The organism is Acidovorax sp. M14, assembly GCF_049331375.1.
Taxonomy (GTDB): Bacteria; Pseudomonadota; Gammaproteobacteria; order Burkholderiales; family Burkholderiaceae_C; genus Acidovorax.
In genome coordinates this window covers 3,258,077-3,282,045 of sequence record NZ_CP186263.1, presented here as the reverse complement: position 1 = coordinate 3,282,045, position 23,969 = coordinate 3,258,077, and the positions used below count along the sequence as shown (strand labels likewise).

The 23,969-nt window shown below is 65.1% G+C and carries 20 protein-coding genes; 13 read left to right on the top strand and 7 right to left on the bottom strand.

Going from position 1 to position 23,969, the window contains the following annotated elements:
• Nucleotides 1-27: 27 nt before the first annotated feature.
• Both ACOYR4_RS15295 and ACOYR4_RS15290 read right to left on the bottom strand, forming a co-directional pair.
• Nucleotides 28-942: an intradiol ring-cleavage dioxygenase gene (locus ACOYR4_RS15295; protein WP_422847190.1), complete on the bottom strand. Its 915-nt coding sequence runs from the start codon at nucleotides 940-942 to the stop codon at nucleotides 28-30.
• A 211-nt stretch (nucleotides 943-1,153) separates the two neighbouring features.
• Nucleotides 1,154-1,753 (bottom strand): TIGR00645 family protein, encoded by a 600-nt coding sequence (locus tag ACOYR4_RS15290; RefSeq protein WP_060984978.1) that lies wholly within the window; start codon nucleotides 1,751-1,753, stop codon nucleotides 1,154-1,156.
• A 258-nt stretch (nucleotides 1,754-2,011) separates the two neighbouring features.
• Here ACOYR4_RS15290 and acs point away from each other — a divergent pair, with 258 nt between their 5' ends.
• Together acs and ACOYR4_RS15280 are read left to right on the top strand one after the other, a co-directional pair.
• Entirely contained in the window at nucleotides 2,012-4,006 is a 1,995-nt protein-coding gene (gene acs, locus ACOYR4_RS15285) for an acetate--CoA ligase (protein WP_422847189.1), read from the top strand.
• A gap of 247 nt (nucleotides 4,007-4,253) precedes the next feature.
• Nucleotides 4,254-4,727 (top strand): LapA family protein, encoded by a 474-nt coding sequence (locus tag ACOYR4_RS15280; protein ID WP_116747446.1) that lies wholly within the window; start codon nucleotides 4,254-4,256, stop codon nucleotides 4,725-4,727.
• A 168-nt stretch (nucleotides 4,728-4,895) separates the two neighbouring features.
• Here the strand turns inward: ACOYR4_RS15280 and ACOYR4_RS15275 are convergent, their stop codons facing one another.
• Nucleotides 4,896-5,201: a c-type cytochrome gene (locus ACOYR4_RS15275; protein ID WP_015014827.1), complete on the bottom strand. Its 306-nt coding sequence runs from the start codon at nucleotides 5,199-5,201 to the stop codon at nucleotides 4,896-4,898.
• Nucleotides 5,202-5,316: 115 nt separating this feature from the next.
• On the opposite strand from ACOYR4_RS15275, the gene ACOYR4_RS15270 reads away from it, so the two are divergent.
• On the top strand, nucleotides 5,317-5,559 hold the full coding sequence (locus ACOYR4_RS15270; RefSeq protein ID WP_015014826.1) for a TIGR04438 family Trp-rich protein: 243 nt from the start codon (nucleotides 5,317-5,319) through the stop codon (nucleotides 5,557-5,559).
• Nucleotides 5,560-5,754: 195 nt separating this feature from the next.
• On the opposite strand, the gene ilvD (ACOYR4_RS15265) is transcribed toward ACOYR4_RS15270, so the two are convergent.
• The gene (gene ilvD / locus ACOYR4_RS15265; RefSeq protein ID WP_422847188.1) at nucleotides 5,755-7,458 is read right to left on the bottom strand and encodes a dihydroxy-acid dehydratase; all 1,704 of its coding nucleotides are present in this window, start codon (nucleotides 7,456-7,458) and stop codon (nucleotides 5,755-5,757) included.
• 411 nt (nucleotides 7,459-7,869) lie between these two features.
• Here ilvD (ACOYR4_RS15265) and ilvD (ACOYR4_RS15260) point away from each other — a divergent pair, with 411 nt between their 5' ends.
• Entirely contained in the window at nucleotides 7,870-9,729 is a 1,860-nt protein-coding gene (gene ilvD / locus ACOYR4_RS15260) for a dihydroxy-acid dehydratase (protein ID WP_422847187.1), read from the top strand.
• A gap of 181 nt (nucleotides 9,730-9,910) precedes the next feature.
• Here ilvD (ACOYR4_RS15260) and ACOYR4_RS15255 read toward each other — a convergent pair whose 3' ends face one another.
• Nucleotides 9,911-11,158, bottom strand: a complete 1,248-nt coding sequence (locus ACOYR4_RS15255) for an ISL3 family transposase (protein ID WP_422847186.1) — start codon at nucleotides 11,156-11,158, stop codon at nucleotides 9,911-9,913.
• Between the two features lie 208 nt (nucleotides 11,159-11,366).
• Here ACOYR4_RS15255 and lgt point away from each other — a divergent pair, with 208 nt between their 5' ends.
• Nucleotides 11,367-12,194: a prolipoprotein diacylglyceryl transferase gene (gene lgt / locus ACOYR4_RS15250; RefSeq protein ID WP_422847185.1), complete on the top strand. Its 828-nt coding sequence runs from the start codon at nucleotides 11,367-11,369 to the stop codon at nucleotides 12,192-12,194.
• A gap of 82 nt (nucleotides 12,195-12,276) precedes the next feature.
• Here lgt and ACOYR4_RS15245 read toward each other — a convergent pair whose 3' ends face one another.
• Entirely contained in the window at nucleotides 12,277-13,194 is a 918-nt protein-coding gene (locus ACOYR4_RS15245) for a DMT family transporter (protein ID WP_422847184.1), read from the bottom strand.
• Between the two features lie 118 nt (nucleotides 13,195-13,312).
• On the opposite strand from ACOYR4_RS15245, the gene ACOYR4_RS15240 reads away from it, so the two are divergent.
• The 6 genes from ACOYR4_RS15240 to ACOYR4_RS15215 all read left to right on the top strand — a co-directional run bounded on the left by ACOYR4_RS15240 (nucleotide 13,313) and on the right by ACOYR4_RS15215 (nucleotide 20,570).
• Complete coding sequence (locus ACOYR4_RS15240) at nucleotides 13,313-14,230, top strand: LysR family transcriptional regulator (protein WP_422847183.1); 918 nt, start codon at nucleotides 13,313-13,315, stop codon at nucleotides 14,228-14,230.
• 373 nt (nucleotides 14,231-14,603) lie between these two features.
• Nucleotides 14,604-15,272: a GntR family transcriptional regulator gene (locus tag ACOYR4_RS15235; RefSeq protein WP_422847182.1), complete on the top strand. Its 669-nt coding sequence runs from the start codon at nucleotides 14,604-14,606 to the stop codon at nucleotides 15,270-15,272.
• On the top strand, nucleotides 15,269-16,756 hold the full coding sequence (locus ACOYR4_RS15230; RefSeq protein ID WP_422847181.1) for a malonyl-CoA decarboxylase: 1,488 nt from the start codon (nucleotides 15,269-15,271) through the stop codon (nucleotides 16,754-16,756). The genes ACOYR4_RS15235 and ACOYR4_RS15230 overlap by 4 nt, the downstream gene beginning before the upstream one ends.
• 67 nt (nucleotides 16,757-16,823) lie before the next feature.
• Nucleotides 16,824-17,813, top strand: a complete 990-nt coding sequence (locus ACOYR4_RS15225) for a Bug family tripartite tricarboxylate transporter substrate binding protein (protein WP_015014818.1) — start codon at nucleotides 16,824-16,826, stop codon at nucleotides 17,811-17,813.
• Between the two features lie 296 nt (nucleotides 17,814-18,109).
• On the top strand, nucleotides 18,110-18,913 hold the full coding sequence (locus ACOYR4_RS15220) for an enoyl-CoA hydratase/isomerase family protein (protein WP_422849674.1): 804 nt from the start codon (nucleotides 18,110-18,112) through the stop codon (nucleotides 18,911-18,913).
• An 82-nt stretch (nucleotides 18,914-18,995) separates the two neighbouring features.
• On the top strand, nucleotides 18,996-20,570 hold the full coding sequence (locus ACOYR4_RS15215) for a malonate--CoA ligase (RefSeq protein ID WP_422847180.1): 1,575 nt from the start codon (nucleotides 18,996-18,998) through the stop codon (nucleotides 20,568-20,570).
• Between the two features lie 174 nt (nucleotides 20,571-20,744).
• Here ACOYR4_RS15215 and ACOYR4_RS15210 read toward each other — a convergent pair whose 3' ends face one another.
• Nucleotides 20,745-21,188 carry a universal stress protein gene (locus tag ACOYR4_RS15210; RefSeq protein WP_015014815.1) on the bottom strand — a complete coding sequence of 148 codons (444 nt, stop codon included), beginning with the start codon at nucleotides 21,186-21,188 and terminating at the stop codon, nucleotides 20,745-20,747.
• A 108-nt stretch (nucleotides 21,189-21,296) separates the two neighbouring features.
• On the opposite strand from ACOYR4_RS15210, the gene ACOYR4_RS15205 reads away from it, so the two are divergent.
• Together ACOYR4_RS15205 and ccoS are read left to right on the top strand one after the other, a co-directional pair.
• Nucleotides 21,297-23,804: a heavy metal translocating P-type ATPase gene (locus tag ACOYR4_RS15205; RefSeq protein ID WP_422849673.1), complete on the top strand. Its 2,508-nt coding sequence runs from the start codon at nucleotides 21,297-21,299 to the stop codon at nucleotides 23,802-23,804.
• Nucleotides 23,804-23,941, top strand: coding sequence for a cbb3-type cytochrome oxidase assembly protein CcoS (gene ccoS / locus ACOYR4_RS15200; RefSeq protein WP_010460651.1), 138 nt, complete (start codon nucleotides 23,804-23,806; stop codon nucleotides 23,939-23,941). Before ACOYR4_RS15205 ends, ccoS begins: the two co-directional genes overlap by 1 nt.
• Nucleotides 23,942-23,969 lie beyond the last annotated feature (28 nt).

The window sequence follows — 23,969 nt, the reverse complement described above, 5'->3', positions numbered from 1 at the left end:
AGCGGAAGAAGCGATGGTGATGGGGGCTCAGACCGCAATGGAGATCGTGATGCTGGCGGAGTAGCCACCGCCGGAGTTGGCTTGCATGGTGGTCATCTCCAGATCGGTGCCGTCGCTGAACACGTTGTCGGTGGCGAAGGTGATGGAGGCCAGGTTGCGCACGCTGGCGCTGTAGCCGGAATTGGCGCTGTAGATGCTGCTGAGCAGCGCGGTAGGAAAGGCCAGCTGCGTGGTCTTGATCTTGTTGGCGGCCTTCGTCGCCGATGCCAGCGTGGGGTAGATCTCCAGGTGCATGTGGGGCATGCGGCCTGCATAGCAGCCCGGCACGATGGTGGTGAAGGTGACGGTGCCGTTGGCATCCGTGGCCTGCACGCCGCGCAGGTAGTTGTCGGCGATGTTGTTGGAGGAATAGACGGAGTAGTTGCCGTCTTGCGTGCAGTGCCAGAGGTAAATGGCGTACCCCGACAGCGGTGCGCAACTGGCCTTGGTGTTGGTCAAAGTGATGGTGATGGACAGCGGCACGCCGCTGACCTGGGTGGACGAGCCCACCGAGCTGCGGATGTCCGAACGCACGATGCCGCTGAGCGCGAGCACGTTGTAGGTGTTGTTGCTGGCCGTGGAGCCGTCGGCGGGGTAGGGGCCGGCGGTTTCCTCGGGTACGACGGAACAGGTGGTGGTTGTGCCGGTGCCCGTTCCCGTGCCGGTCCCTGATCCGGTGCCGGTGCCGCTGCCCGTGCCCGAACCGGAGTCTGTACCAGTGCCTGCGTCAGTGCTGGTGCTGTCCCCGCCTCCGCCGCAGCCCCACAGGGTGGCAACGCCCAGGGAGCCCAGCGCGCTCAATGCCAGGCGGCGGCTGGTGGCGGTGGGTGGAGTGGGGGAGGCTGCGGCGGAGGGTGCAGGTGCCGTGGCGGCGGTAGGGACGAGTGTGTGCAGAGGGGGCATGGATTTCTCCTTCGGGTGGGTCTGCACCGCACTGTGCCTACCGATTGAGGAGAAATCTGGGAGCGCCGCCGGGCGCTGCCTGCTGAAGTGTGTCTACTTCAAATTTAATAGCTGCCAGCGCATATTCCACTAGCGCTATGGGCAGTTTTGACTGATATTTTGCCCTGGGCGGGCGCAGCGGCGCCGGGCCGCCCAGGGACTCCCGCCGTGCTCAGTGGCTGTCGGACGAGTGCGACATCAGACGGTCGGTCAGCGCAATCGCCAGGGCGCTGAGCAGGAACACCACATGGATGATGGTCTGCCACATCAGCACCTTGAGGTCGTAGTTGGCGGCGTTGATGAAGGTCTTGAGCAGGTGGATGGAGCTGATGCCGATGATGGCGGTGGCCAGCTTGACCTTGAGCACCGAGGCGTTTACGTGGCTCAGCCACTCGGGCTGGTCGGGGTGGTCTTCGAGGTGCAGGCGCGAGACAAAGGTCTCGTAGCCGCCCACGATCACCATGATCAGCAGGTTGGAGATCATCACCACGTCGATCAGCGCCAGCACCACCAGCATGATGATGGTCTCGTTGAGCGCGGTGACCTGGAAATCGCTCTTGTAACCAATGCTGGACACCAGGCTTTGCAGGGCCGTCGTGTTGCCAAAGGCGGCTTCGATCAGGTGCACCAGCTCCACCCAGAAATGGAAGACGTACACCGCCTGCGCCAGGATCAGGCCCAGATACAGCGGCAATTGCAGCCACCGGCTGGCGAAGATCATCGAAGGCAGGGGGCGCAGTGGCGCGGGGGGCTTGTGTTGGGGAGAGGACATGGCACTCGCAAAGGGTTGCAGGACGCGCGATTTTAGGGGGCGCGAATGTCTTCGCGATGGCATCCTGGGCGGAGTCTGTCGTGCCCGGGCCCGTCGCCGGGAACGACCTCACCGCTGGCGTGGGGGAAGCCGCGCAGCCTGCGCCCGGCGGGCCGCGATAGCGTACTCTGTAAGCTTCGCGCCAGTCAGTGGCCTGTAAGTGCCGCACCCGACAGTACCGCCCAATTCCAATTCCCATTAGATCCAGGAGACAACACCATGAGTGCGCCCACATCCGCCATCGAGTCCGTGCTGGTTGAGAACCGCGTGTTCCCGCCCTCGGATGCCATTGTCAAAGCCGCACGTGTGTCCGGCATGGCGGGCTATGAGGCGCTGTGTGCCGAAGCCGAGAAGGACTTCGAGGGCTTCTGGGCGCGCCAGGCACAGGCCAACCTGCAGTGGACCAAGCCTTTCACGCGCACCTTGGACGGGTCCAACGCGCCGTTCTTTCAGTGGTTTGCCGATGGTGAACTCAACGCATCGGCCAACTGCCTCGACCGCCACATCGGCACCCCCACCGAAAACAAGACCGCCGTCATCTTCGAAGCCGACGATGGCACCGTCACCAAGATCACCTACAAAGAGCTGCTCGCCCGCGTGAGCCAGTTTGCCAACGCGCTCAAGGCCCACGGTGTGGCCAAGGGCGACCGCGTGCTGATCTACATGCCCATGACCATCGAAGGCGTGGTGGCGATGCAGGCCTGCGCGCGCATTGGCGCCACGCACAGCGTGGTGTTTGGCGGCTTCAGCGCCAAGGCCGTGCACGAGCGCATCATCGACGCCGGTGCCGTGGCCGTGATCACCGCCAACTACCAGATGCGCGGCGGCAAGGAGCTGCCGCTCAAGGCCATCATCGATGAAGCCCTGGCCATGGGTGGTTGCGACACCATCCGCAACGTGTTCGTCTACCAGCGTACGGCCACGGCCTGCAACATGGTGGCCGGGCGCGACAAGACCTTTGCCGAAGCACTGGCAGGCCAAAGCACCGAATGCGCCCCGGTGGCCGTGGGTGCCGAGCACCCGCTGTTCATCCTGTACACCAGCGGCTCGACCGGCAAGCCCAAGGGCGTGCAGCACAGCACCGGCGGCTATCTGCTGTGGGCCAAGATGACCATGGACTGGACGTTCGACCTGCGCGCCGACGACGTATTCTGGTGCACGGCCGACATCGGCTGGATCACGGGCCACACCTACGTCGCCTATGGCCCGCTGGCGGCAGGCGCCACGCAGATCATCTTTGAAGGCATCCCCACCTTCCCGAACGCAGGCCGCTTCTGGCAGATGATCGAGCGCCACAAGTGCACCATCTTCTACACCGCCCCCACCGCCATCCGCTCGCTCATCAAGGCTGCCGAGGCTGACGAGGCGGTACACCCCGCGCGCTCCGACCTGTCGAGCCTGCGCATCCTGGGCAGCGTGGGCGAGCCCATCAACCCCGAAGCCTGGATGTGGTACCACAAGAACGTGGGCGGCGAACGCTGCCCCATCGTGGACACCTTCTGGCAGACCGAAACCGGCGGCCATGTCATCACCCCGCTGCCTGGCGCTACGCCGCTGGTGCCCGGCAGCTGCACGCTGCCTTTGCCCGGCATCACGGCCGCCATCGTGGACGAAATGGGCAACGACGTGCCCAACGGCTCGGGCGGCATCCTGGTCATCAAGAAGCCCTGGCCCAGCATGATCCGCACCATCTGGAATGACCCCGAGCGCTTCAAGAAGAGCTACTTCCCCGAAGAACTCAAGGGCTACTACCTGGCGGGTGACGGCGCGGTGCGCAGTGCCGACCGGGGCTATTTCCGCATCACGGGCCGCATCGACGACGTGCTGAACGTGTCGGGCCATCGCATGGGCACGATGGAGATCGAATCTGCCCTGGTCGCCAAGACCGACCTCGTGGCCGAAGCCGCTGTGGTGGGCCGCCCTGATGATGTGACCGGCGAGGCCATCTGCGCGTTTGTGGTGCTCAAGCGCTCGCGCCCCACGGGCGAAGAAGCCAAGCAGATCGCCAACGAGCTGCGCAACTGGGTGGCCAAGGAAATCGGCCCCATTGCCAAGCCGAAGGACATCCGCTTTGGCGACAACCTGCCCAAGACCCGCAGCGGCAAGATCATGCGCCGCCTGCTGCGCAGCATCGCCAAAGGCGAGGCTATCACCCAAGACACCAGCACGCTGGAGAATCCGGCAATTCTGGATCAGTTGGCCCAGACCAACTGATCCAGAAGGCGCCGTGCAACGGCGCCAGCGCGCAGCGCTTGCCGGATCCGGGGCACTCATATCGCGCAGCGATGTGAGCGGTATGTGATCGAAACAGCGGGCCCGCTCACCCGGCAGGCTCGCAGCGCTTTGTAGGACGCAATCTCCAATTACTCCTCTGGAGCGTGTGAATCCCTGCGCATGCGTTACAACGGCAGCAGGGCGTGGCCGGTCATCGTGGCCGGGCGCCGCTGACCGGAGATTTCACATGCAACTGCGTTCCTTCGTTTTGCTGCTGACCGTGCTGGCCATCGCCGCACTGGCCGCCCTGAACTGGCCCACGCTGGCGGCTCCCTCCCTCGTATCGCTGGGTGTGGTGTCGTTTGAGGCACCCCTGGGCCTGCTGATGCTGGCCCTCACCACGTTGTTGGGCATCTTCTTTTTGGCGTATGTGTTGTCGCTGCAGGGATCGGTGCTGCTCGAAACCCGCCGCCACACCAAAGCGCTGCAGGCGCAGCGCGAACTGGCCGACAAGGCTGAGGCGTCCCGCTTCACGGAGTTGCGTGCCTTTCTGGAGGCCCAGCACAGCCAAGCCCATGCAGCCGTGCTGGCGCGTCTGGACCACCTGGAAGCCCGCCTCGCCGCCCGCGCCGAGGAGTCTGACAACACCACGGCGGCCTATGTCGGGCAGCTGGAGCAGCAGCTGCGCTCCCGCCATGCGCTGGGGACGCCTGTCGTTTAGTCCCGCGCTACTGCAGGAACCGGCGCAGGTTCCTGTGCTCTTGGTTCCACCGCTGCAAGCGTCTGAGCACCAAAGCGTCCGGGCACAAAAAAGCCGCGTCACATGGTGCGCGGCTTTTTTCATGGGTTCTATCGGGCGTCAAACCCGGAACCCTTGGGCTTCAGCCAATTACTTCTGCGTCAGCACCCAGGCGGCCAGCTTCTTGGCTTCGGCGTCATTCACTTGGGCGTTGGCGGGCATGGGCACCGGGCCCCACACGCCAGAGCCACCCTTGATGATCTTGGCTGCCAGCTTGTCCACAGCGTCCTTCTGACCCGCGTATTTGGCTGCCACGTCCTTGTAGGCGGGGCCCACCAGTTTCTTGTCCACTGCGTGGCAAGCCATGCAGTTCTTGGAGGTGGCCAAGGCCAGGTCGGCCATCGCGGGTGCCGCAACCGACAGCGTCAAGGCGAGGGTGATCAGGGAACGCTTCATGGTGGGAATTCCTGTGGTTGAGTTACAGTGCTTTTAATGCGATTGTAGTGACTTGGGTTGACACGCAGTTGTCCTTGGTCAATCCCGCTTTTCGCGGCATTTTTTGGAGAGAGCGATGTATCTGCTGGGTCTGTCCCTTCTCATTCTGGCACTCAAGTACTTCGAGATCGGCCCTGTGGCCACATGGTCCTGGTGGTGGGTGCTGGCACCCTTTGCTGCCACGGCGCTATGGTGGGCCTGGGCTGATTCCACCGGCTACACCAAGCGCAAGGCCATGGAGAAGATGGACCAGCGCAAAAAGGACCGCATCAACAAACACAAGGAAGCCTTGGGCATTCGCCCACGCAAGCCGCGCTGACACTGGCCCTGGCCCCGCTGCCAGGGGCTCTTGGTGGTTTGCGCGATGAGTTTGTTCTCGTCGTCTACTCAACAAAAAGCCCGCAGTACATCGCGTACTGCGGGCTTTTTGTTGTGAACCGACCACCTGGAGAAAGACGTCCGCTGGAGCTTCAACCGTCTTCTCGCCGCCGGCCGGTGCGCAACCGCAGCGCCATCAATAGGCGTCCAGCACCGCCCCCTTGCTCGCGCTGGATGCGTTGAACGCAAACTTCGCTTGCACACCCCGGGTGTAGCGGGGGGCAGGGGCCGTCCAGGCGGCGCGGCGCTTGGCGATTTCTTCGTCGGGCACATTGAGTTGTAACAGCAGCTGGCGCGCGTCGATGGTGATGCTGTCGCCTTCGTTGACAAAAGCGATGGTGCCGCCCGCCGCCGCCTCAGGCGCCACGTGGCCCACCACCATGCCCCAGGTGCCGCCGGAGAAGCGGCCGTCGGTGATCAGGCCCACGCTCTCGCCCAGGCCCGCGCCGATCAGTGCGCCGGTGGGCGCCAGCATCTCGGGCATGCCGGGGCCGCCCTTGGGGCCCAGGTAGCGCAGCACCATCACGTCACCGGCCTTGATCTTGCCTGCCAGGATGGCTTCCAGCGCCGACTGCTCATCGTCAAACACGCGGGCCGGGCCGGTGATGACAGGGTTCTTCAAGCCGGTGATCTTGGCCACCGACCCCTCAGGGCTCAGGTTGCCCTTCAGGATGGCCAGGTGGCCCTGCGCGTACATGGGGTTGCTGATGGGGCGGATCACGTCCTGGTCCGCGCGCGGCTGGTCAGGCACGTCCTTCAGCACCTCGGCAATCGTCTTGCCCTCGATGGTGAGGCAGTCGCCATGCAGCAGGCCCGCATTCAGCAAAATCTTCATGACCTGCGGGATGCCACCGGCGCGGTGCAGGTCCACGGCCAGGTACTTGCCGCTGGGCTTCAAATCGCACAACACGGGTGTCTTCACGCGCACGCGCTCGAAGTCGTCAATGCTCCACTCCACGCCCGCCGCGTGGGCAATGGCCAGAAAGTGCAGCACCGCGTTGGTCGAGCCGCCCGTGGCCATGATCACGGCCACGGCGTTCTCGATGGATTTGCGGGTCACGATGTCGCGCGGCTTGATGTCTTTCTTGATGGCCTCGATCAGCACCTTGGCCGACTCCTTGGCCGAGTTCATCTTCTCGTCGTGCGGGTTGGCCATGGTGGACGAATACGGCAGGCTGATGCCCAGGGCCTCGAACGCGCTGCTCATGGTGTTGGCGGTGTACATGCCGCCGCAGGAGCCCGTGCCGGGGATGGCGCGCTTCTCGATCTCCTTGAGGTCGAAGTCGCTCAGCTTGCCTGCCGCGTTTTCGCCCACGGCCTCGAACACGCTCACGATGTTCAGGTCCTTGCCCTGGTAGTGGCCGGGCAGGATGGTGCCGCCATACACATAGATGGCGGGCACGTTGGCGCGCAGCATGCCCATGAGGCCGCCGGGCATGTTCTTGTCGCAGCCGCCGACCACCAGCACGCCGTCCATCCATTGGCCGCCCACGCAGGTTTCGATGCAGTCGCTGATGACCTCGCGGCTCACCAGGCTGTACTTCATGCCTTCGGTGCCCATGGCCATGCCGTCGCTGATGGTAGGCGTGCCGAACACCTGGGCGTTGCCGCCTGCTTCTTCGATGCCAGCGATGGCCGCGTCGGCTAGCTTCTGCAGGCCGCTGTTGCAGGGCGTGATGGTGCTGTGGCCGTTGGCCACACCCACCATAGGCTTGACGAAATCGCCTTCCTCGTAGCCCATGGCGTAGTACATGGAGCGGTTGGGTGCGCGCGACTTGCCCTGGGTGATGTTGGCGCTGCGGCGGTTGATGGGCGCGGAGGGCTTGCTGGAGTCGGTCATCGTGGGGCGTCCTGGTGTCGGGGTTGGTGGGGCTGGAGCGGAATGGACCATTCTGCCAGCGCCGTCGCAGTGCGTGGGGGCTGCCCCCGCAATCCCCAACGCCGCCGCCCCGTGCGGGCCCAAAGGGCTGGGCGATAATTGAAGAGTTTGCCCCCGGCACGGCTCAAGAGGTTGGTTGCACGGGAGCGAGGGGTGCTCTTCACGAATCGAGCGGAAAGTGAGCACTGCGGATCGGGATGGGCTGCAAGGCGCAAAGCGCAGCAATAGCCGGTGCTATTGCGAGCATTCGCAACGCTGCAGACCGCCCGACGCCGCAGATGCACACGGAGCGACGATGCGTGAAGAGCATCCCAAGGGGCCTTTATTCCTGCGGCCCGCTTCCTTTTCAGCGATTTTCCAGAAGCCAGCACGATGCCCATCTACCGTTCCAAAACCTCCACCGCCGGTCGCAACATGGCAGGCGCGCGTTCCCTGTGGCGCGCCACCGGCATGAAAGACGATGACTTCAGCAAGCCGATCATCGCGGTGGTCAATTCGTTCACCCAGTTCGTGCCCGGCCACGTGCACTTGAAGGACCTGGGCCAACTGGTGGCCCGCGAGATCGAAGCCGCTGGCGGCGTGGCCAAGGAGTTCAACACCATTGCCGTGGACGACGGCATCGCCATGGGCCACGACGGCATGCTGTATTCGCTGCCCAGCCGCGACATCATTGCCGACTCGGTCGAATACATGGTCAACGCGCACTGCGCCGATGCTATGGTGTGCATCTCCAACTGCGACAAGATCACCCCCGGCATGCTGATGGCGGCGATGCGCCTGAACATCCCGGTGATCTTCGTTTCGGGCGGCCCGATGGAAGCGGGCAAGACCCGCTTGGCCAACCCGGTCACCAAGGTCATGGAGTTCAAGAAGCTCGACCTGGTGGACGCGATGGTGATTGCCGCCGACACCAACTACTCCGACGCCGAAGTGGCCGAGGTCGAGCGCTCGGCCTGCCCCACCTGCGGTTCGTGCTCGGGCATGTTCACCGCCAATTCCATGAACTGCCTGACCGAGGCGCTGGGCCTGTCGCTGCCCGGCAACGGCACGGTGGTGGCCACCCATGCCGACCGCGAACAGCTCTTCAAGCGCGCGGGCCGCCGCATCGTGGACCTGGCCAAGCAGTATTACGAGCAGGACGACGAACGCGTGCTGCCCCGTTCGGTGGGCTTCAAGGCGTTTGAAAACGCCATGACGCTGGACATCGCCATGGGCGGCTCCACCAACACCATCCTGCACCTGCTGGCGATTGCCAAAGAGGCCGAGATCCCCTTCACCATGGCCGACATCGACCGCCTCTCGCGCGTCGTGCCGCAGCTGTGCAAGGTGGCGCCCAACACCAACAAGTACCACATTGAAGACGTGCACCGCGCGGGCGGCATCATGGCCATCCTGGGCGAGCTGGACCGCGCGGGCAAGCTGCACACCGATGTGCCCACCGTGCACGCCCCCACGCTCAAAGACGCGCTGGACCAGTGGGACATCGTGCGCACGCAGGACGACGCCGTGCGCACTTTCTACATGGCCGGCCCCGCAGGCATCCCCACGCAGGTGGCGTTCAGCCAGAACACCCGCTGGCCCAGCCTGGACCTGGACCGCGCCGAGGGCTGCATCCGCTCGTACGACCACGCTTTCAGCAAAGAGGGCGGCCTGGCCGTGCTGACCGGCAACATCGCCGTGGACGGCTGTGTGGTCAAGTCGGCCGGTGTGGACGAAAGCATCCTGGTGTTCGAGGGCACGGCCCACGTGACGGAATCGCAGGACGAGGCCGTGGCCAACATCCTGGCCGACAAGGTCAAGGCCGGTGACGTGGTCATCGTGCGCTACGAAGGCCCCAAGGGCGGCCCCGGCATGCAGGAGATGCTTTACCCCACGAGCTACATCAAGTCCAAGGGTCTGGGCAAGGCCTGCGCGCTGCTGACGGACGGGCGCTTCTCGGGCGGCACCTCGGGCCTGTCGATTGGTCACTGCTCGCCCGAAGCGGCCGCCGGTGGCGCGATTGGCCTGGTGCAGAACGGCGACCGTATCCGCATCGACATCCCCAACCGCACGATCAATGTGCTGGTGAGCGATGAAGAACTTGCCAAGCGTCGCGAAGCACAGAACGCCAAGGGCTGGAAACCCGCCCAGCCGCGCCCCCGCAAGGTGTCGGCTGCGCTCAAGGCCTATGCCAAGCTGGTGATGTCTGCCGACAAGGGCGCCGTGCGCGATTTGTCGCTGCTGGACGACTGAGGGTGGTTTTGCGGGGCCGGGTGCCCCGCTGCCGTTTAGAAGCCGCGCCCTGAGGGCGCGGCTTTTTTATGGACACTCTACTTTTGATAGCTGTCAGCGCATGATGGACTAGCGCTTCCTCGGCTTTTTATGGCTCTCTTCCATTTCGGGTGGAAAGCCACATTCCCCACCAGAGCCATGGTCAGGCCCTTGCTTTTTGCAAAGGACAGCCCGGCAGGTGAGTGAGCTTTCCCGCGATCAGGAACGCCATGGCGATGAAGTGATCGGTGGTGCCATAACCACGCGCCTTGGCCTTGGCTGCTTGCAGCAGTGAGTTCACCGCCTCCACATAGCCGGTGTGCAGGTGAGAGGCATCAAACGCCTGGAGTATTCCCGCCCAGTGCTGCTGGATGGTCTTGGCCAGATCAGTGAAGGGCCGCAAGCGGCTGCGCTGTGCCCATCGCAGCCACTTTTTGATTGCCAGCTCGCTTTGTGCAGCCTGAGTCTGAGCGAGCGCACTGCGGTAGATGTCCCGCAGCGCCTCCTTCATCCGCCACGCCCTGGCGGTCTTCAATCGGGTGCGGGGCAGCCAATCCATCTTTGCCTGCTCTTTGTCCGTCCACTTGGCTTTGTCCTTGAGCCAGCACCAACGCGTCTTCTTGAGCCAGCGCTCGCCCCGGGCCTCATCCCGCCGCACTGCGTCCACGGCCCGGTTGGCCAGTTGCACCACATGGAATCCATCAAAGGCAATGGCCGCTTGGGGCAAGTGCTGGCCAGCTCCTGCGATGAAGGCCTTGGACATGTCCATGCACACCACTTGGATGGCTTCGGCCTTGCCTTGGTGGCTCTTGAAGTCCTCGGTAAATCTCTGAACCGTGCTGGCATCCTTGCCGGATGTGGCGTAGATCAGTCGCGCTCGCTCTAGATCGTGCACCAGGGTGATATAGCTATGGCCTTTGGCGCAACTGGTCTCATCGATACCAATGACCGCCACACCCGCGTAGCTCTCCTTGGCGCGCGCCAAGCCAACATGGGCATCGATCTGGCGCCACAAGGCGTTGTCCGCGCAGCGCAGGATGCGCGCACACGCGGCCACCGGCATCTCACGGGCCAGCGTCAGAGCCAGCGCCTCGAACATGAGCGTGAAGCGGCTGCCCTCTCGCGCCCAGGGAACACTCAGCTGGCTCGTAGAGCCGCAGGCGCTGCACGACACCCGAGGCAGAGCGCAGTGCACGTAGGCTTCAAACTGAAAGAAATCCAGATGCCGCCAGCTACGCTGGCGGTGGTCATGCAGTCTCTGGTCAGCTGCGGCGCAAACGGGACAGGCTGCACTGCCGGATTGCCAGACCACGTACAGGTCGATGCGGCTGCGCTCGACGTCCAGTGCAACACGCTCCACAGCCCAGGGCGCGGCCAGCCCCAACGCTTGGCAGAACAACGCTTCTTGCATCGGGAGGGCTCCTGTTCAGGGGGTGTCAATGGATTTATTTGAACTGTAGTGTTCCACCCGAAATGGAAGAGAGCCCTTTTTATTCAAAAATGGGTTGTGAGGCTCCAGCGGATCGCCCTGGCGCGGCAGTGGCCACCCGGTGGTCTTGCCTGGGGCTCTACGCCGTGACTGCGGGGTCATCCCCAGCGCGGGCACAATACCCGCCACCATGTTGACCTATCCCCACATCGACCCCGTCGCCCTGCAGATCGGCCCGCTGGCTGTGCACTGGTATGGCCTGACCTATCTTGCGGCCTTTGGCCTGTTCATGTTGCTGGGCATCCGGCGCCTGCAGCACCCGCCCTTTGCCTCCATCACGGGGCCCGGTGCCTGGACGCGCAAGGATGTCGAAGACATCCTCTTTCTGGGAGTGGCGGGTGTGGTCATTGGCGGGCGGCTGGGCTACTGCCTGTTCTACAAGCCGGGCTATTACCTGAGCCACCCGCTGGAGATTTTTGCCGTGTGGCAGGGCGGCATGGCCTTCCATGGCGGGCTGCTGGGTGTGGTGGTCTCCATGCTGTGGTTTGCCCATTCGCGCAAGCGCCCTTGGCTGCAAGTGGCTGATTTCGTGGCGCCCTGCGTGCCTACGGGGCTGGCGGCAGGGCGTGTGGGCAACTTCATCAACGGCGAGCTGTGGGGCCGCTTTGCCAGCCCCGACCTGCCCTGGGGCATGGTGTTTGCGCACAGTGGCTCCATGCAGCCGCGCCACCCATCGCAGGTCTACCAGTTCCTGATGGAAGGATTGCTGCTGTTCATCCTGCTGTGGCTGTATGCGCGCAAGGAGCGCCGCCCCGGCCAGGTGGCTGCCGCCTTCCTGTTCGGCTACGGCGTGTTCCGCTTCATTGCTGAATACTTCCGCGAACCCGATGCCTTCCTGGGCATCCTGTCGCTGGGCATGAGCATGGGGCAATGGCTGTGTGTGCCCATGATCGTAGGCGGCGCAGTGATGTGGCTGTGGGCACAGCAGCGGCCGGAGGGGGCGCTGGTTTCGAGATAAAACGGGCGATAGCGCCGGTACTATCTGCCCAAGCAGCTATCAAAATGGTAGTGCTGGGGGCGAGGGGCAGGTGGGCAGAGCATCAGTGCTGCGCATCCCCCCGCCGCGCCATCGTCCACAGGGCCGCGCCCACGATGAGCGCACCGCCCACCCAGCCCGTAACGCTGAGCTGTTCTCCCAGCCAGAACACCGCAAACAGCGCCCCAAAGGCGGGCTCACTGCTGGTCAGCAAGCCCACCCGCGTGGGCGAGCTGTGGCGCAGTGCCCAGTTCTGGGCCACAAACGCAAACACCGTGCAGCCCGCCACCAGGTAAATGCAGGCCCACCAGAAAGCGCTGGCCTGCGTGAGCGACGGCAGCGGGGGCAGCGTGCCCGGCAAAGCCAGCGCCAGCAGCAGGCAGCCCACCCCAATGACGCCCGACTGCACCGCCGTGAGGGCCAGCACCGGCGCATTGCGGCGGCGGGTGAGCCGCGTGGTGTGGCACACCGTGATGGCGCGCAGCACAGCCGCCGCCAGCATCAGCGCGTCGCCCCAGCCCCACCGGCCTGTGTAGCCCCCACTGAGCAGGGCTGCGCCGAGCAGTGACACGGCGGCAAAAGCAAACATCGCGCGCTCGGGCCGCTGGCGCAGCAGCCACCACTCGGCAAACGGTGTGAACACCACGCACAGGCTGATCAAAAACGCGGCATTGCTGGCCTGCGTGAGTGCCAGGCCAAAGGTCTCGGACAGAAAGATGCCCAGCATCAACACGCCCAGTGGCAGGCCGGCCACCAGCGCATCGCGCCGCTCGGGCGCGGTGGTGCGCAGCAGGGCAGGGAGCAGCACCGCAAAGGTCAGGAGGAAGCGCACGGCCAAAAAGCCCAGCACCGGGTAGAACACCAGGGCCCCCTTGGCCACGCCGTAGCTCGTGCCCCACACCACCGCCACCAGCAGCAGGGCCAGGTCAGAAAGGCGCGGGGCCAGCGGGGAAGGGGCGGACAGGGGCAGGGTGTGTGACATGGGACGTAGATTGGGGGGGAGGCTGTGGGGCGCCGCGCGTGGCGACGATGGGCTGGGGAAATTATCAATTTGCGTCCATGCATTGATAATCGCCGTCAAAGAACTGCACTTGTTCCCCATGCGCATCAATCAACCCCTGGACAGTCTCCCCGACATGGCGGTGTTTGCGCGTGTGGTGGATGCGGGCAGCTTCTCGGCCGCCGCGCGGCAGCTGGGCATCACCCCGTCGGCGGTCAGCCGCCAGGTGGCTCGCCTGGAGGGGGCGCTGCGCGTGCGTCTGCTGGAGCGCACCACCCGCAAGCTGCGGCTGACCGATGCGGGCACGGCGGTCTACAGCCGCTGCCAGGACATGGTGTCTGCCGCGCGCGAGGTGTGGGCGCTGAGCGACACCCACTCTGCCGCGCCATCGGGGATGGTGCGCATGAGCATGGCCAAGGCGGTGGGGCGCCAACTCGTTCACCCCCTGGTGCTGCCGTTTTTGCAGAAATACCCCGAGGTCGATGTGCAACTGCTCATCACCGACCGCACGGTGGACCTGTTCGAGGAACCCATCGACCTGGCCCTGCGCGTGACCGATACGCCACCCCCGGGCCTGGCCGGGCGGCCGCTGGCGACCCTGCGCCACCTGGCCTGCGCCAGCCCGCATTACCTGGCTGAGCGGGGCCACCCCCAGCACCCGCGCGACCTGGAGCACCACGCCTGCATCACCCTGGGCGAGGACGAGCGCGACCGGCACTGGCGCTTCGAGCGCGTAGGCGAATCCGCCACGGTGGCTGTGCGCGGGCGCTATGTGGCCAACCACAGTGAGGTGCGACTGGAGGCCGCGCTGAGCCACCTGGGCATTGCCAGCCTGCCGGGCTTTACCGCGCGCGCTGCGTTGGAGCGGGGCGACCTGGTGACCGTGCTGCCCGACTGGGAGCACAAGACCTCGTACGCGGGCACGGCCTGGGTGCTGTACCCGTCCCACCGGTTTCTGCCCGCCAAGCTGCGGGTGTGGATCGACCACCTGGTGGAAGGTTTTGCGGGCGTGGAGTGAAGCGGGAGAGGGGGGGGCGTAGGGCGAGCCCGCAGTGGGCTCTGCGGGTGCTGCACGCTCGACAGCTCGTCTGGCCCGGGGCGGATCAACAAATGACCGCGCCTTCGGGCCAACAGCGGGTTCGCCACCCTGGCCGTTCTCTGGCACGTGGCGTTGCGCAAGCACCGCAGTTGCCATCTTTTGTGTAACCAAAGCCTGCAAATCAGGGTTTTCGTTTTGTCATTTTGTGTAATTATGAGAAATTACGCACATGGAGAGGCAATCGCTACTGTTGTCAGCTGATAGCGGGGTGTTACAGGCATTCGGCCTGCGCAATCCACTAGGAGTTGGCTGCTGATGCCTCGCGGGTTGGTACCCCGGAGCCTTGTTTCACATGCGTCCTGTCCCGAATTCACTGCACGACGAAGTCGCCTCCCGGCTGCGGGAGCAGATTTTTGCGGGCACCTTGCCGCCCGGCAGCTTTCTGGACGAGGCCGCCCTGTGCGAGCTGCTGGAAATCTCGCGCACCCCCCTGCGCGAGGCGCTCAAGGTGCTGGTGGCTGAGGGACTGCTGCGCCATGAGCCGCGCCGGGGCTGCTTTGTGGCCGAGGTCACCGAGAGCGACCTGGACGAAATCTTCCCGGTCATTGCGCTGCTGGAAGGCCGTGCCGCGCACGAAGCCACGCGCAAGGCCGTGGCAGCGGACATTGCCGCACTGGAGCTGCTGCACGAACGCCTGCAGCAATGCGCGGCCGATGGGCTGGTCAATGACTACTACGAAGCCAACTACGCCATCCACGAGGCCTTTATCACGCTGGCGGACAACCGCTGGCTGGCCCAGGTGATTGCCGACCTGCGCAAGATCCTGCGGCTGGCACGCCACAAGTCGCTGCACGCCCCCGGGCGCATGCAGCAAAGCCTGGCGGAGCACCTGGCCGTGTTTGCCGCCCTCAAGGCCCGCGACTGCGATGCCGCCGAAGAGGCCATGCGCACCCATTTGTTGCGCCAGCGCGATGCGCTGCGCGACGTAGCCCGCAACCAGCAATCGAGGTTGACCCCATGATCAGCAGCACCCCCGAATGGATCGCCCGCAGCGTGTCACGCCTGCGCACTGCCGCACCCGCCGCCGACAAGGCGGGTGACAAGCTCGCCAAGGCCGCGCTCGACAAGACCGTGACCGACGTGGTCGCCAAGGTGGCGGTGCCGCGTTCCACCCACGAGCGCCTGCAAGCCACCCTGCGCCGCGGCCAGGAGGCGCTGTCTCCCCGCGCGTTGCGCCGCCTGCTGGCCGACCTGCAGGAGGTGGTGGCGCCGCAGGTGAGCGAGATCGAAGGTGGCCGCCGCGCCCAGGTGGTGGCCGAGTGGTATACCAAGGCCGAGCCCGAGGAGCGGCGCGACATGTGGCTGCTGATGTGCGAGCAGTTTGCACCCGACGCCACGCGCTTCAAGTCGGCCCGCCAGCGCTACGAGGCCGCAGCGGGCACGGCCGAAGAAGGACAGGCCGAGATCAGCCTGCGCCGCGCTTTGGTGTCGCCCCGCACGCGGCTGCTGCAGCGGTTTTCGGCGTTCCCTGAAGGCATGCGCTTTCTGGTGGACATGCGTGCAGAGATCCTGCCGCTGCTCAAGGCCGACAAGCGCCTGCTGCCGCTCGATGCCGAGCTGGAGCACTTGTTCTCGACCTGGTTCGATGTGGCGTTTCTGGAGCTGCGCCGCCTGTCGTGGGATTCGCCCGCCTCGCTGCTCGAAAAACTCATCAAGTACGAGGCCGTGCACGACATCCGCAGCTGGGCCGACCTGAAGAACCGGCTGGACAGCGACCGCCGCTGCTACGGCTTCTTCCACCCGCGCCTGCCCAACGAGCCGTTGATCTTTGTGGAGGTGGCGTTGCTCGACAAAATCTCGTCCAGCATCACGCCGCTCCTGGACGAGGCCGCTGCGCCCGTGGACATCACGCGAGCCACCACGGCCATCTTCTACTCCATCAGCAACACACAAACCGGCCTGCGCGGCGTGAGCTTTGGCGACTCGCTGATCAAGCATGTAGTGGAGACGCTCACGGCCGAGTTTCCGCGCCTGCGCACCTTTGCCACGCTGTCGCCCATCCCGGGTTTCCGTGCTTGGCTGGGCAAACACGCGGGTGCGATGCTGGACCGCCTGGACGATAAGCGCCGCAGCGAACTGGGCCGTGCAGTGGGCTTCGAGCCGCCGCAGGCAACGCATTTCCTCGGCGCGTTGGACAAGGCGCTGGAGCTGGACGCTAAATCCCCCGTGCGCCAGATGCTGCTGGAATGCGCCGCGTACTATCTGGGCCGCGAGCTGCAAGAAGGCAAGCCGGCAGACCCCGTGGCCCGCTTCCACCTGGGCAACGGCGCGCGGGTAGAGCGCCTGAACTGGGCGGGCGACCCGTCCAGCAAGGGGCAGAAACAATCGTACGGGCTCATGGTGAACTACCTGTACGACTTGAAGCGCATCGACAAGCACCGCAGCTTGCTTGCGCAGGGCAAAGTGCCAGTGTCGGGGGACATCGACAGCCTTTGCCGCGACTGACGGGGCGCCCGGCATGATGCCGGGTGAACCAGTGACAGCGTATTTTTACAACGACAGGAGACAAGGAATGACTGATTCGCGAATCCAACGCCGGGATGTCTTGCTCGGCGCAGCGGCGGCAGGTTTGGGCCTGGCCAGCGGCAGCAGCTGGGCCGACAGCAACTGGCCGACCAAGCCGGTGACGGTGGTGGTACCTTTCCCCGCCGGGGGTGGCACCGATGCGTTTGCCCGGCCGCTCGCCGCGCAGTTTTCCAAAAGCACGGGCAAGACGCTGGTGATCGACAACCGGGGGGGCGCCGGTGGCACGCTGGGCGCCAGCATTGCCTCCAAGGCTGCGCCGGACGGCTACACCCTGTTCATGGGGGCGGTGCACCACGCCATTGCACCGTCGATGTACCCCAAGCTCGACTACGACATCGAAAAAGACTTCATTCCGCTGGCGCTGCTGGCCAATGTGCCGCAGGTGGTGGTGGTCAACCCCAAGACGCCATCGGCCAACTTCAAGCAGTTTCTGGACTACGTCAAGCGCAACCCCGCCAAGCTCAATTACGGCTCGGCCGGGGCCGGCACATCGCACCACCTGGCGGGCGAGCTGTTCAAGCAGCAGACGGGCACCTTCATCACCCACATCCCGTACCGGGGGGCAGGCCCGGCGCTGCAGGACCTGATCGGCGGCAACGTGGACATGATGTTCGACGGCCTGGGCTCCTCGGCCAACCACATCAAGAGCGGCCGCATCAAGGCGCTGATGGTGTCGGGCCCCAAGCGCAACCCCGCGTTCCCGGACGTGCCCTGCGCCTCCGAAGTGGGCCTGCCCGACTACACCGTGACCACGTGGTACGGCCTGTGGGCGCCCAAAGGCACCCCGGCTGATGTACAGGCCCGCATCGTGGATGAAATCAAGCGCCTGGGCACGGCCGAAGAGCTCAAGGCCGTGTGGGCCAGCAACGGCGCGGACTACGGCGGCATGACGCAGCAGCAGTTTGGTGCGTTTGTGAGCAGCGAGGTCAAGCGCTGGGCGGCCGTGGTGAAGGCGTCTGGCGCCAAATTGGACTAACCCCCAAGACGGTGCAAACAAACCCGCCATGCCCGCTCGCTCCGCAAAAGCGCACACCGTCGTTGTTGCAAATGCTGGCCATAGCCGGTGCTATGGCTGCGCTTTGCGCCTAGACGGAGCACGCTTGTGCGGCGCGCTCGGGCACGCCGGGCTTATTCGCACCGTCTGCGCTTTGCGCCATCCCCCGAGGGGGACGCCACCCGTGGCCTGGCAAAGCCCGTTCCACGGTGGCGCGGCCAGTGGTGCATCGCGGGTGCGCAGGTCGTAGGCGGTATGGGAAGGAAATGGATACCAGGATGTCGGGTGAAGTGTTGATGAATGCTGGTGAGGGTGGTGTGGTGCGTGTCACCCTGCGCCACACCGGGCGGCTGAACGCCATGTCGCGGCCCATGTGGCGGCAGTTGCGTGCGGTGTTTGAAGACGTGCAGCGCCGTGCCGATGCGCGCTGCGTGCTCATCGCGGGCGAGGGTGGGGCGTTTTGTGCGGGCGGAGACATTTCAGAGTACCCCGGCTTCCGTTTTGACGCGGCAGCGCTGCGCGACTTTCATGAGAACGACGTGTGGGGCGGGCTCAACGCCATGCTCCAGTGCGACGTACCCATCGTGGCCCAGATCAGCGGTGCCTGCATGGGCGCTGGCGTGGAGATTGCCAGCTGCTGCGACATCCGCGTGGCGGGCAGTGGCGCGCGCTTTGGCGCACCGATTGCCAAGCTGGGTTTTCCGATGGCCCCGCGCGAGGCGCAACTGGTGGCCGGTGCGGTGGGTGACGTGACTGCACGCCAGATGCTGCTGGAGGCCGCCACCTTCAGCGCCCCCGACATGCTGGCCCGCGGCTTTCTGAGTCGCGTGGTGGCCGACGACATGGTGGCCACCGAAGCCCTGGGCAGTGCCCAGCGCATTGCCGCATTGGCACCCCAGGCCGCCCGCATGAACAAGCAGACGTTTCGGGCACTGAAAGCGCCTGTAGCGTTAGAAAATCATGCCCAGTCTGCTATCGAAAACATAGTAAATGGCCCCGCTGACCCCTATGCTTATGCCGCCAGTGCCGAGCACCGCGAAGGGATCGCTGCCTTTCTGGACAAGCGCGCGCCGGTGTTCTGACCGACGCCTTAGTCTCCGCGTTCTCCCATTCAGTCCGTCCCAAACTCTCAACCCAGCCACCCAGCCCATCGAAGTCTGAGCCATGAGCCAACACAACCTCTTCAGCGCCCTGCGCGCAGCGTTCCCGTCTGACCTAGACAGCACTGCCGTCGAGACCACGGCGGCCGACGGCACCCCGCTGTACTACACCTGGCGCGACCTGGACCGCGCCAGCGCCCGCATCGCGAACCTGCTCGCATCGCTCAAGCTGCCTGAAGGCAGCCGCGTGGCCGTGCAGGTCGAAAAATCCGTCGAAGCCATGGCTCTGTACCTGGCCACGCTGCGTGCGGGTTACGTGTTCTTGCCGCTCAACACCGCCTACCAAAGCGCCGAGATCGAATACTTCATCGGCAACGCCGAGCCTGCCGTGGTGGTGTGCAGCCCCGGCAACTTTGGCTGGGTCAGCAAGATCGCCTTCACCCTGGGCACGCAGCATGTGTTCACCCTGGGTGACGACCGCACCGGCAGCCTGCTCGATCGCGCCGCCCCCCACAGCGATGAACACCAGACCGTGGCCCGCAGCGCCGACGACCTGGCCGCCATCCTCTACACCAGCGGCACCACCGGCCGCAGCAAGGGGGCCATGCTCACGCACGGCAACATGCTCAGCAACGCGGTCATGCTCAAGGACTACTGGGGCTGGACGGCTACCGGAGGGCCTGATGGCCGGGGCGATGTGCTCATCCACGCGCTGCCCATCTTCCACGTCCACGGCCTGTTCGTCGCCATCCACGGCGCGCTCATCAACGGCAGCAAGATGATCTGGATGGCCAAGTTCGACCCCAAGGCCGTCATCGCCGCCATGCCCCGCGCGACAGTGTTCATGGGCGTGCCCACGCTGTACGTGCGCATGCTGGCCGAGGCGGGGTTGAACAAAGAGGCCGTGAAGAACATGCGCCTGTTCATCGCAGGCTCTGCGCCGCTGCTCATCGAAACCTTCAAGGAATGGCAGCAGCGCACCGGCCACACCATTCTGGAGCGCTACGGCATGAGCGAAACCATCATGCTCACCAGTAACCCCTACAGCGCTGATAAGCGCTACCAAGGCCAGGATGAACGCCGTGGCGGCACTGTCGGCTTCCCCCTGCCGGGCGTCAGCCTGCGCGTGCAGGGCGACGACGGCAAAGACCTGCCCGTGGGCGAGATCGGAGGCATCCAGGTCAAGGGCCCCAACGTGTTCAAGGGCTACTGGCGCATGCCCGAAAAGACGGCGGAAGAGTTCACGAAGGACGGTTACTTCAAGACCGGCGATGTGGGCAAGGTCGATGAGCGCGGCTACGTCCATATCGTGGGCCGCAGCAAAGACCTGATCATCAGTGGTGGCTACAACGTCTACCCCGCAGAGATCGAGGGCTACATCAACGAAATGCCCGGTGTGGCCGAGAGCGCCCTGGTCGGTGTGCCGCACCCGGACTTTGGCGAAGTGGGCGTGGCCGTGGTCATCGCCAAGCCCGGCGCCCAACTGGATGCCGATGCCATCGTGGCCCAGCTCAAGTCGCAGTTGGCCAACTTCAAGATTCCGAAGAAGTGCTTTGTGGTGGCGGAGCTGCCGCGCAATACGATGGGCAAGGTGCAGAAGAATCTGCTGCGGGATCAGTACAAGGGGTTGTTTGCCTGAGCAACTGCGCAGCGCAATGCGCACAAAGACAAAAAGGGGCAAGTTGCCCCTTTTTTGTTGGCCGATGCAGACGCGAACTCAGGCGCTGCGTTTGCTCTGATTTTGATAGCTGAGGCGCTTTTCAATCAAGCGTCATCAGCATATTTTGGTCTGCTTTAGCAGGAGGTGGTCGCTTCAGCGCAGCACCAGCACCGGAATGTGCGAATGCGTCAGCACATGCTGCGTTTCGCTGCCCAGCAGCAAGCGCTTGAGGCCCTTGCGGCCGTGCGAGGCCATCACGATCAGGTCGCACTTGTGCTTCTTGGCGGCCGCAATCACGGCTTCGGCCACCAGATCGGACTTGGCGACGACTGCCTTCACGGTCACGCCTTGCGCGCCGCCCTGGGCTTTCACGCCGTCGACCATGGCCTGTGCGGCGTCGCCCCACTGGGCTTCGATGCGTTTGACGTCGTTCATGTCCACCGGCATGCCACCTTCAAAGTAGCTGCGGGGGTAACGGGGTACCACCTTGAGGGCGACCACGGTGGCGCCTGACAGGGCGGCCAGGGACAGGCCATGTTCCACCGCTTTGTCCGACAGAGGGGATCCGTCTGTAGCGATCAGGATGCGTTTGTACATAAAAGGGCTCCTCAAAGTGATGGAACAAGCTTAGGATGAATCATGTTCCGGGGCTTGATCCAGGTCAATGTAGTTGTCATGCCCCACAGATAGGCTTGAACCATGTCCATGTTTCAACCCGGTGCGCCGGCTTCCTCTGCGGTGCATCCTTCTGACAGCGTGGCAGATCCGTTGCCGCCGCAGCGGGTAGAGCTGCTGGATGACCCCCAGGAATGGCTCGCGTTCGGCCGTCCCTGCACCCCTGCAGGCAGCCCCTTGCCAGGTGGTGCCGCTGACCCTGCCACGGCCGACGACGCCGCCGCCGCGTGGGACTCCCATGTGGTGCTGGAGGGCATGCACTGCGCGGCCTGTGCCCTGACGATCGAAGACGCACTGCGGGCCGTGCCCGGCGTGTTGCAGGCCGATGTGAGCGCTGCCACGCGCCGGGCCCGCGTAGTGTGGCAGCCTGGCCAGGTGAAGCCGTCGCAGTGGATGGAGGCCGTGCGCCACGCGGGTTACCGCGCCATGCCCGCCATGGATGCGTTTGCGCGCGACCAGCGCCTGCGCGAGAGCCGCCGCGCGCTGTGGCGCTGGCTGGTGGCGGGCTTTTGCATGATGCAGGTGATGATGTATGCGTGGCCCGCCTACGTGGCGCAGCCGGGCGACCTGTCGGGCGAGATGGAGCAGCTGTTGCGCTGGGCCTCCTGGGTCATCACGCTGCCCATGGTGGTGTTTTCTTGTGGCCCCTTTTTTACCAGCGCGCTGCGTGACATTCGCCTGCGCCGCGTCAGCATGGACTTGCCCGTGGCGTTGGGCATGGCCATCACGTTCGTGGTCAGCACGGCGGGCACTTTTGACCCTGCAGGCATCTTTGGCAAGGAGGTGTACTACGACTCCTTGACCATGTTTGTTTTCTTTCTGCTCACCGGTCGCTGGCTGGAGCTGCGCCTGCGCGACCGCACGGCGGGCGCCCTGGAGGCCGTGATGAACCGCCTGCCCGACAGCGTGGAGCGGCGCGCGGCGGATGGCAGCTTCGCCCGCGTAGCCACGCGGCGCATTGGGGTGGGGGACACCGTCCGCGTGCTGCCCGGCGAGGCGTTTCCGGCTGATGGCCGCATCACGGCAGGCAGCACCCATGCTGACGAGGCTCTGCTGACTGGCGAATCCACACCCGTGGCGCGCCCCGTGGGCAGCAGCGTGACGGCGGGCAGCTACAACCTGCAGGCGCCGGTCGAGGTGCTGGTGGAAGGCACGGGCGGGCAGACCCGCTTTGCGCAAATCGTGGCGCTGATGGAAAGCGCTTCACTGCAAAAGCCCCGGCTGGCGCAGCTGGCAGACCGCATTGCGAGGCCTTTTCTGTTGGCCGTGTTGTTGGCAGCGGCGCTGGCCGCCGCCTACTGGTGGCCGTCGGACCCCGGGCACGCGCTGATGGTGGCGGTGGCAGTGCTCATCGTCACCTGCCCGTGCGCGCTGTCGCTGGCCACCCCGGTGGCCATGCTCACCGCCGCGGGCACGCTGGCGCGCCATGGCGTGTTGGTGCGCAACCTGCAGGGGCTGGAGGCGCTGGCACAGGTGGACACCATGGTGTTTGACAAGACCGGTACGCTGACCCGCGACGGCATGGCGCTGCAGGCGGTACACCCTGCGGGCGGTTGCAGTGCACAAGAGGCGCTGGACCTGGCGGCAGCGCTCGCGCGCCAGTCGATGCACCCGGCTTCGCGGGCGTTGGCTGCGGCGGCTTCTGCACAGCAGCTGCCGTTGGGGCGTTGGCAGGTGATGGGCCTGCAAGAAGATGCAGGGCAGGGGCTGACCGCTACGGTGGAGGACGCCACCGGGGCAGTGGCTGCTCGCATGATCCGCCTGGGCTCTGCCCGCCACGCGGGCGTTGCCAACGATGCTGGCGGTGCTGCGCTGCAAGTCGTGCTCTCTGAACAGGCTGCAGATGGAGCCCTGAACGAGTTGGCCCGCTTCAACCTGGTGGAGGACCTGCGGGCTGAGGCGTCGGCAGTGGTGCGGGCCTTGCAGCAGGACGGCGTGGCCGTGCAATTGCTGTCGGGCGACCGCCGGGGCGCGGTGCAACGGGTGGCCGCGCAAGCGGGCATTGCCCATGCCAGGGGCGAGTGCACTCCGCAAGGCAAGTTGGAAGCGCTTCAGGCACTGCAGTTGCAGGGCCACCACGTAGCCATGGTGGGCGACGGCCTCAATGATGGCCCGGTGCTTGCGGGGGCCCATGTCTCTTTTGCCTTCGGCCGGGCCGTACCGCTGGCGCAGTCCCGGGCGGACTTTGTGGTGTTGGGCGACAGCCTGGCGCTGGTGCCGCAAACCGTGCTGCTGGCGCGCCGCACCCTGCGCGTGGTGCGGCAGAACCTGTGGTGGGCCGCTGCCTACAACGCGCTGTGTGTGCCGCTGGCAGTACTGGGCTGGATGCCGGCCTGGCTGGCCGGGCTGGGCATGGCGCTGAGTTCGCTGCTGGTGGTGCTCAATGCAGCACGCCTGGCGCGCGACCTGCCTTCCTTGCCAGGCTCGCACAGCGCGCCGTTGCCAACAGCTGCTTTGCCTGCGCGCCCCGACATCACGGCCAGCGGCACGTCGCAGCCGCCCCTTGATCTTTCGAAGACCCCACGGGAGCCCGTCTGATGGACATCCTTTATTTGCTGATTCCTTTGTCCGTAATGCTGGTGCTCCTGATTCTGGGAGGCCTGTGGTGGGCGGTGTACCACGGGCAGTTCGAGAGCGTCGAACAAGAGGGGGAGCGCATTCTCCGAGACGGTTGACTTGTGTCAATGCCCGATAGCCGCGACT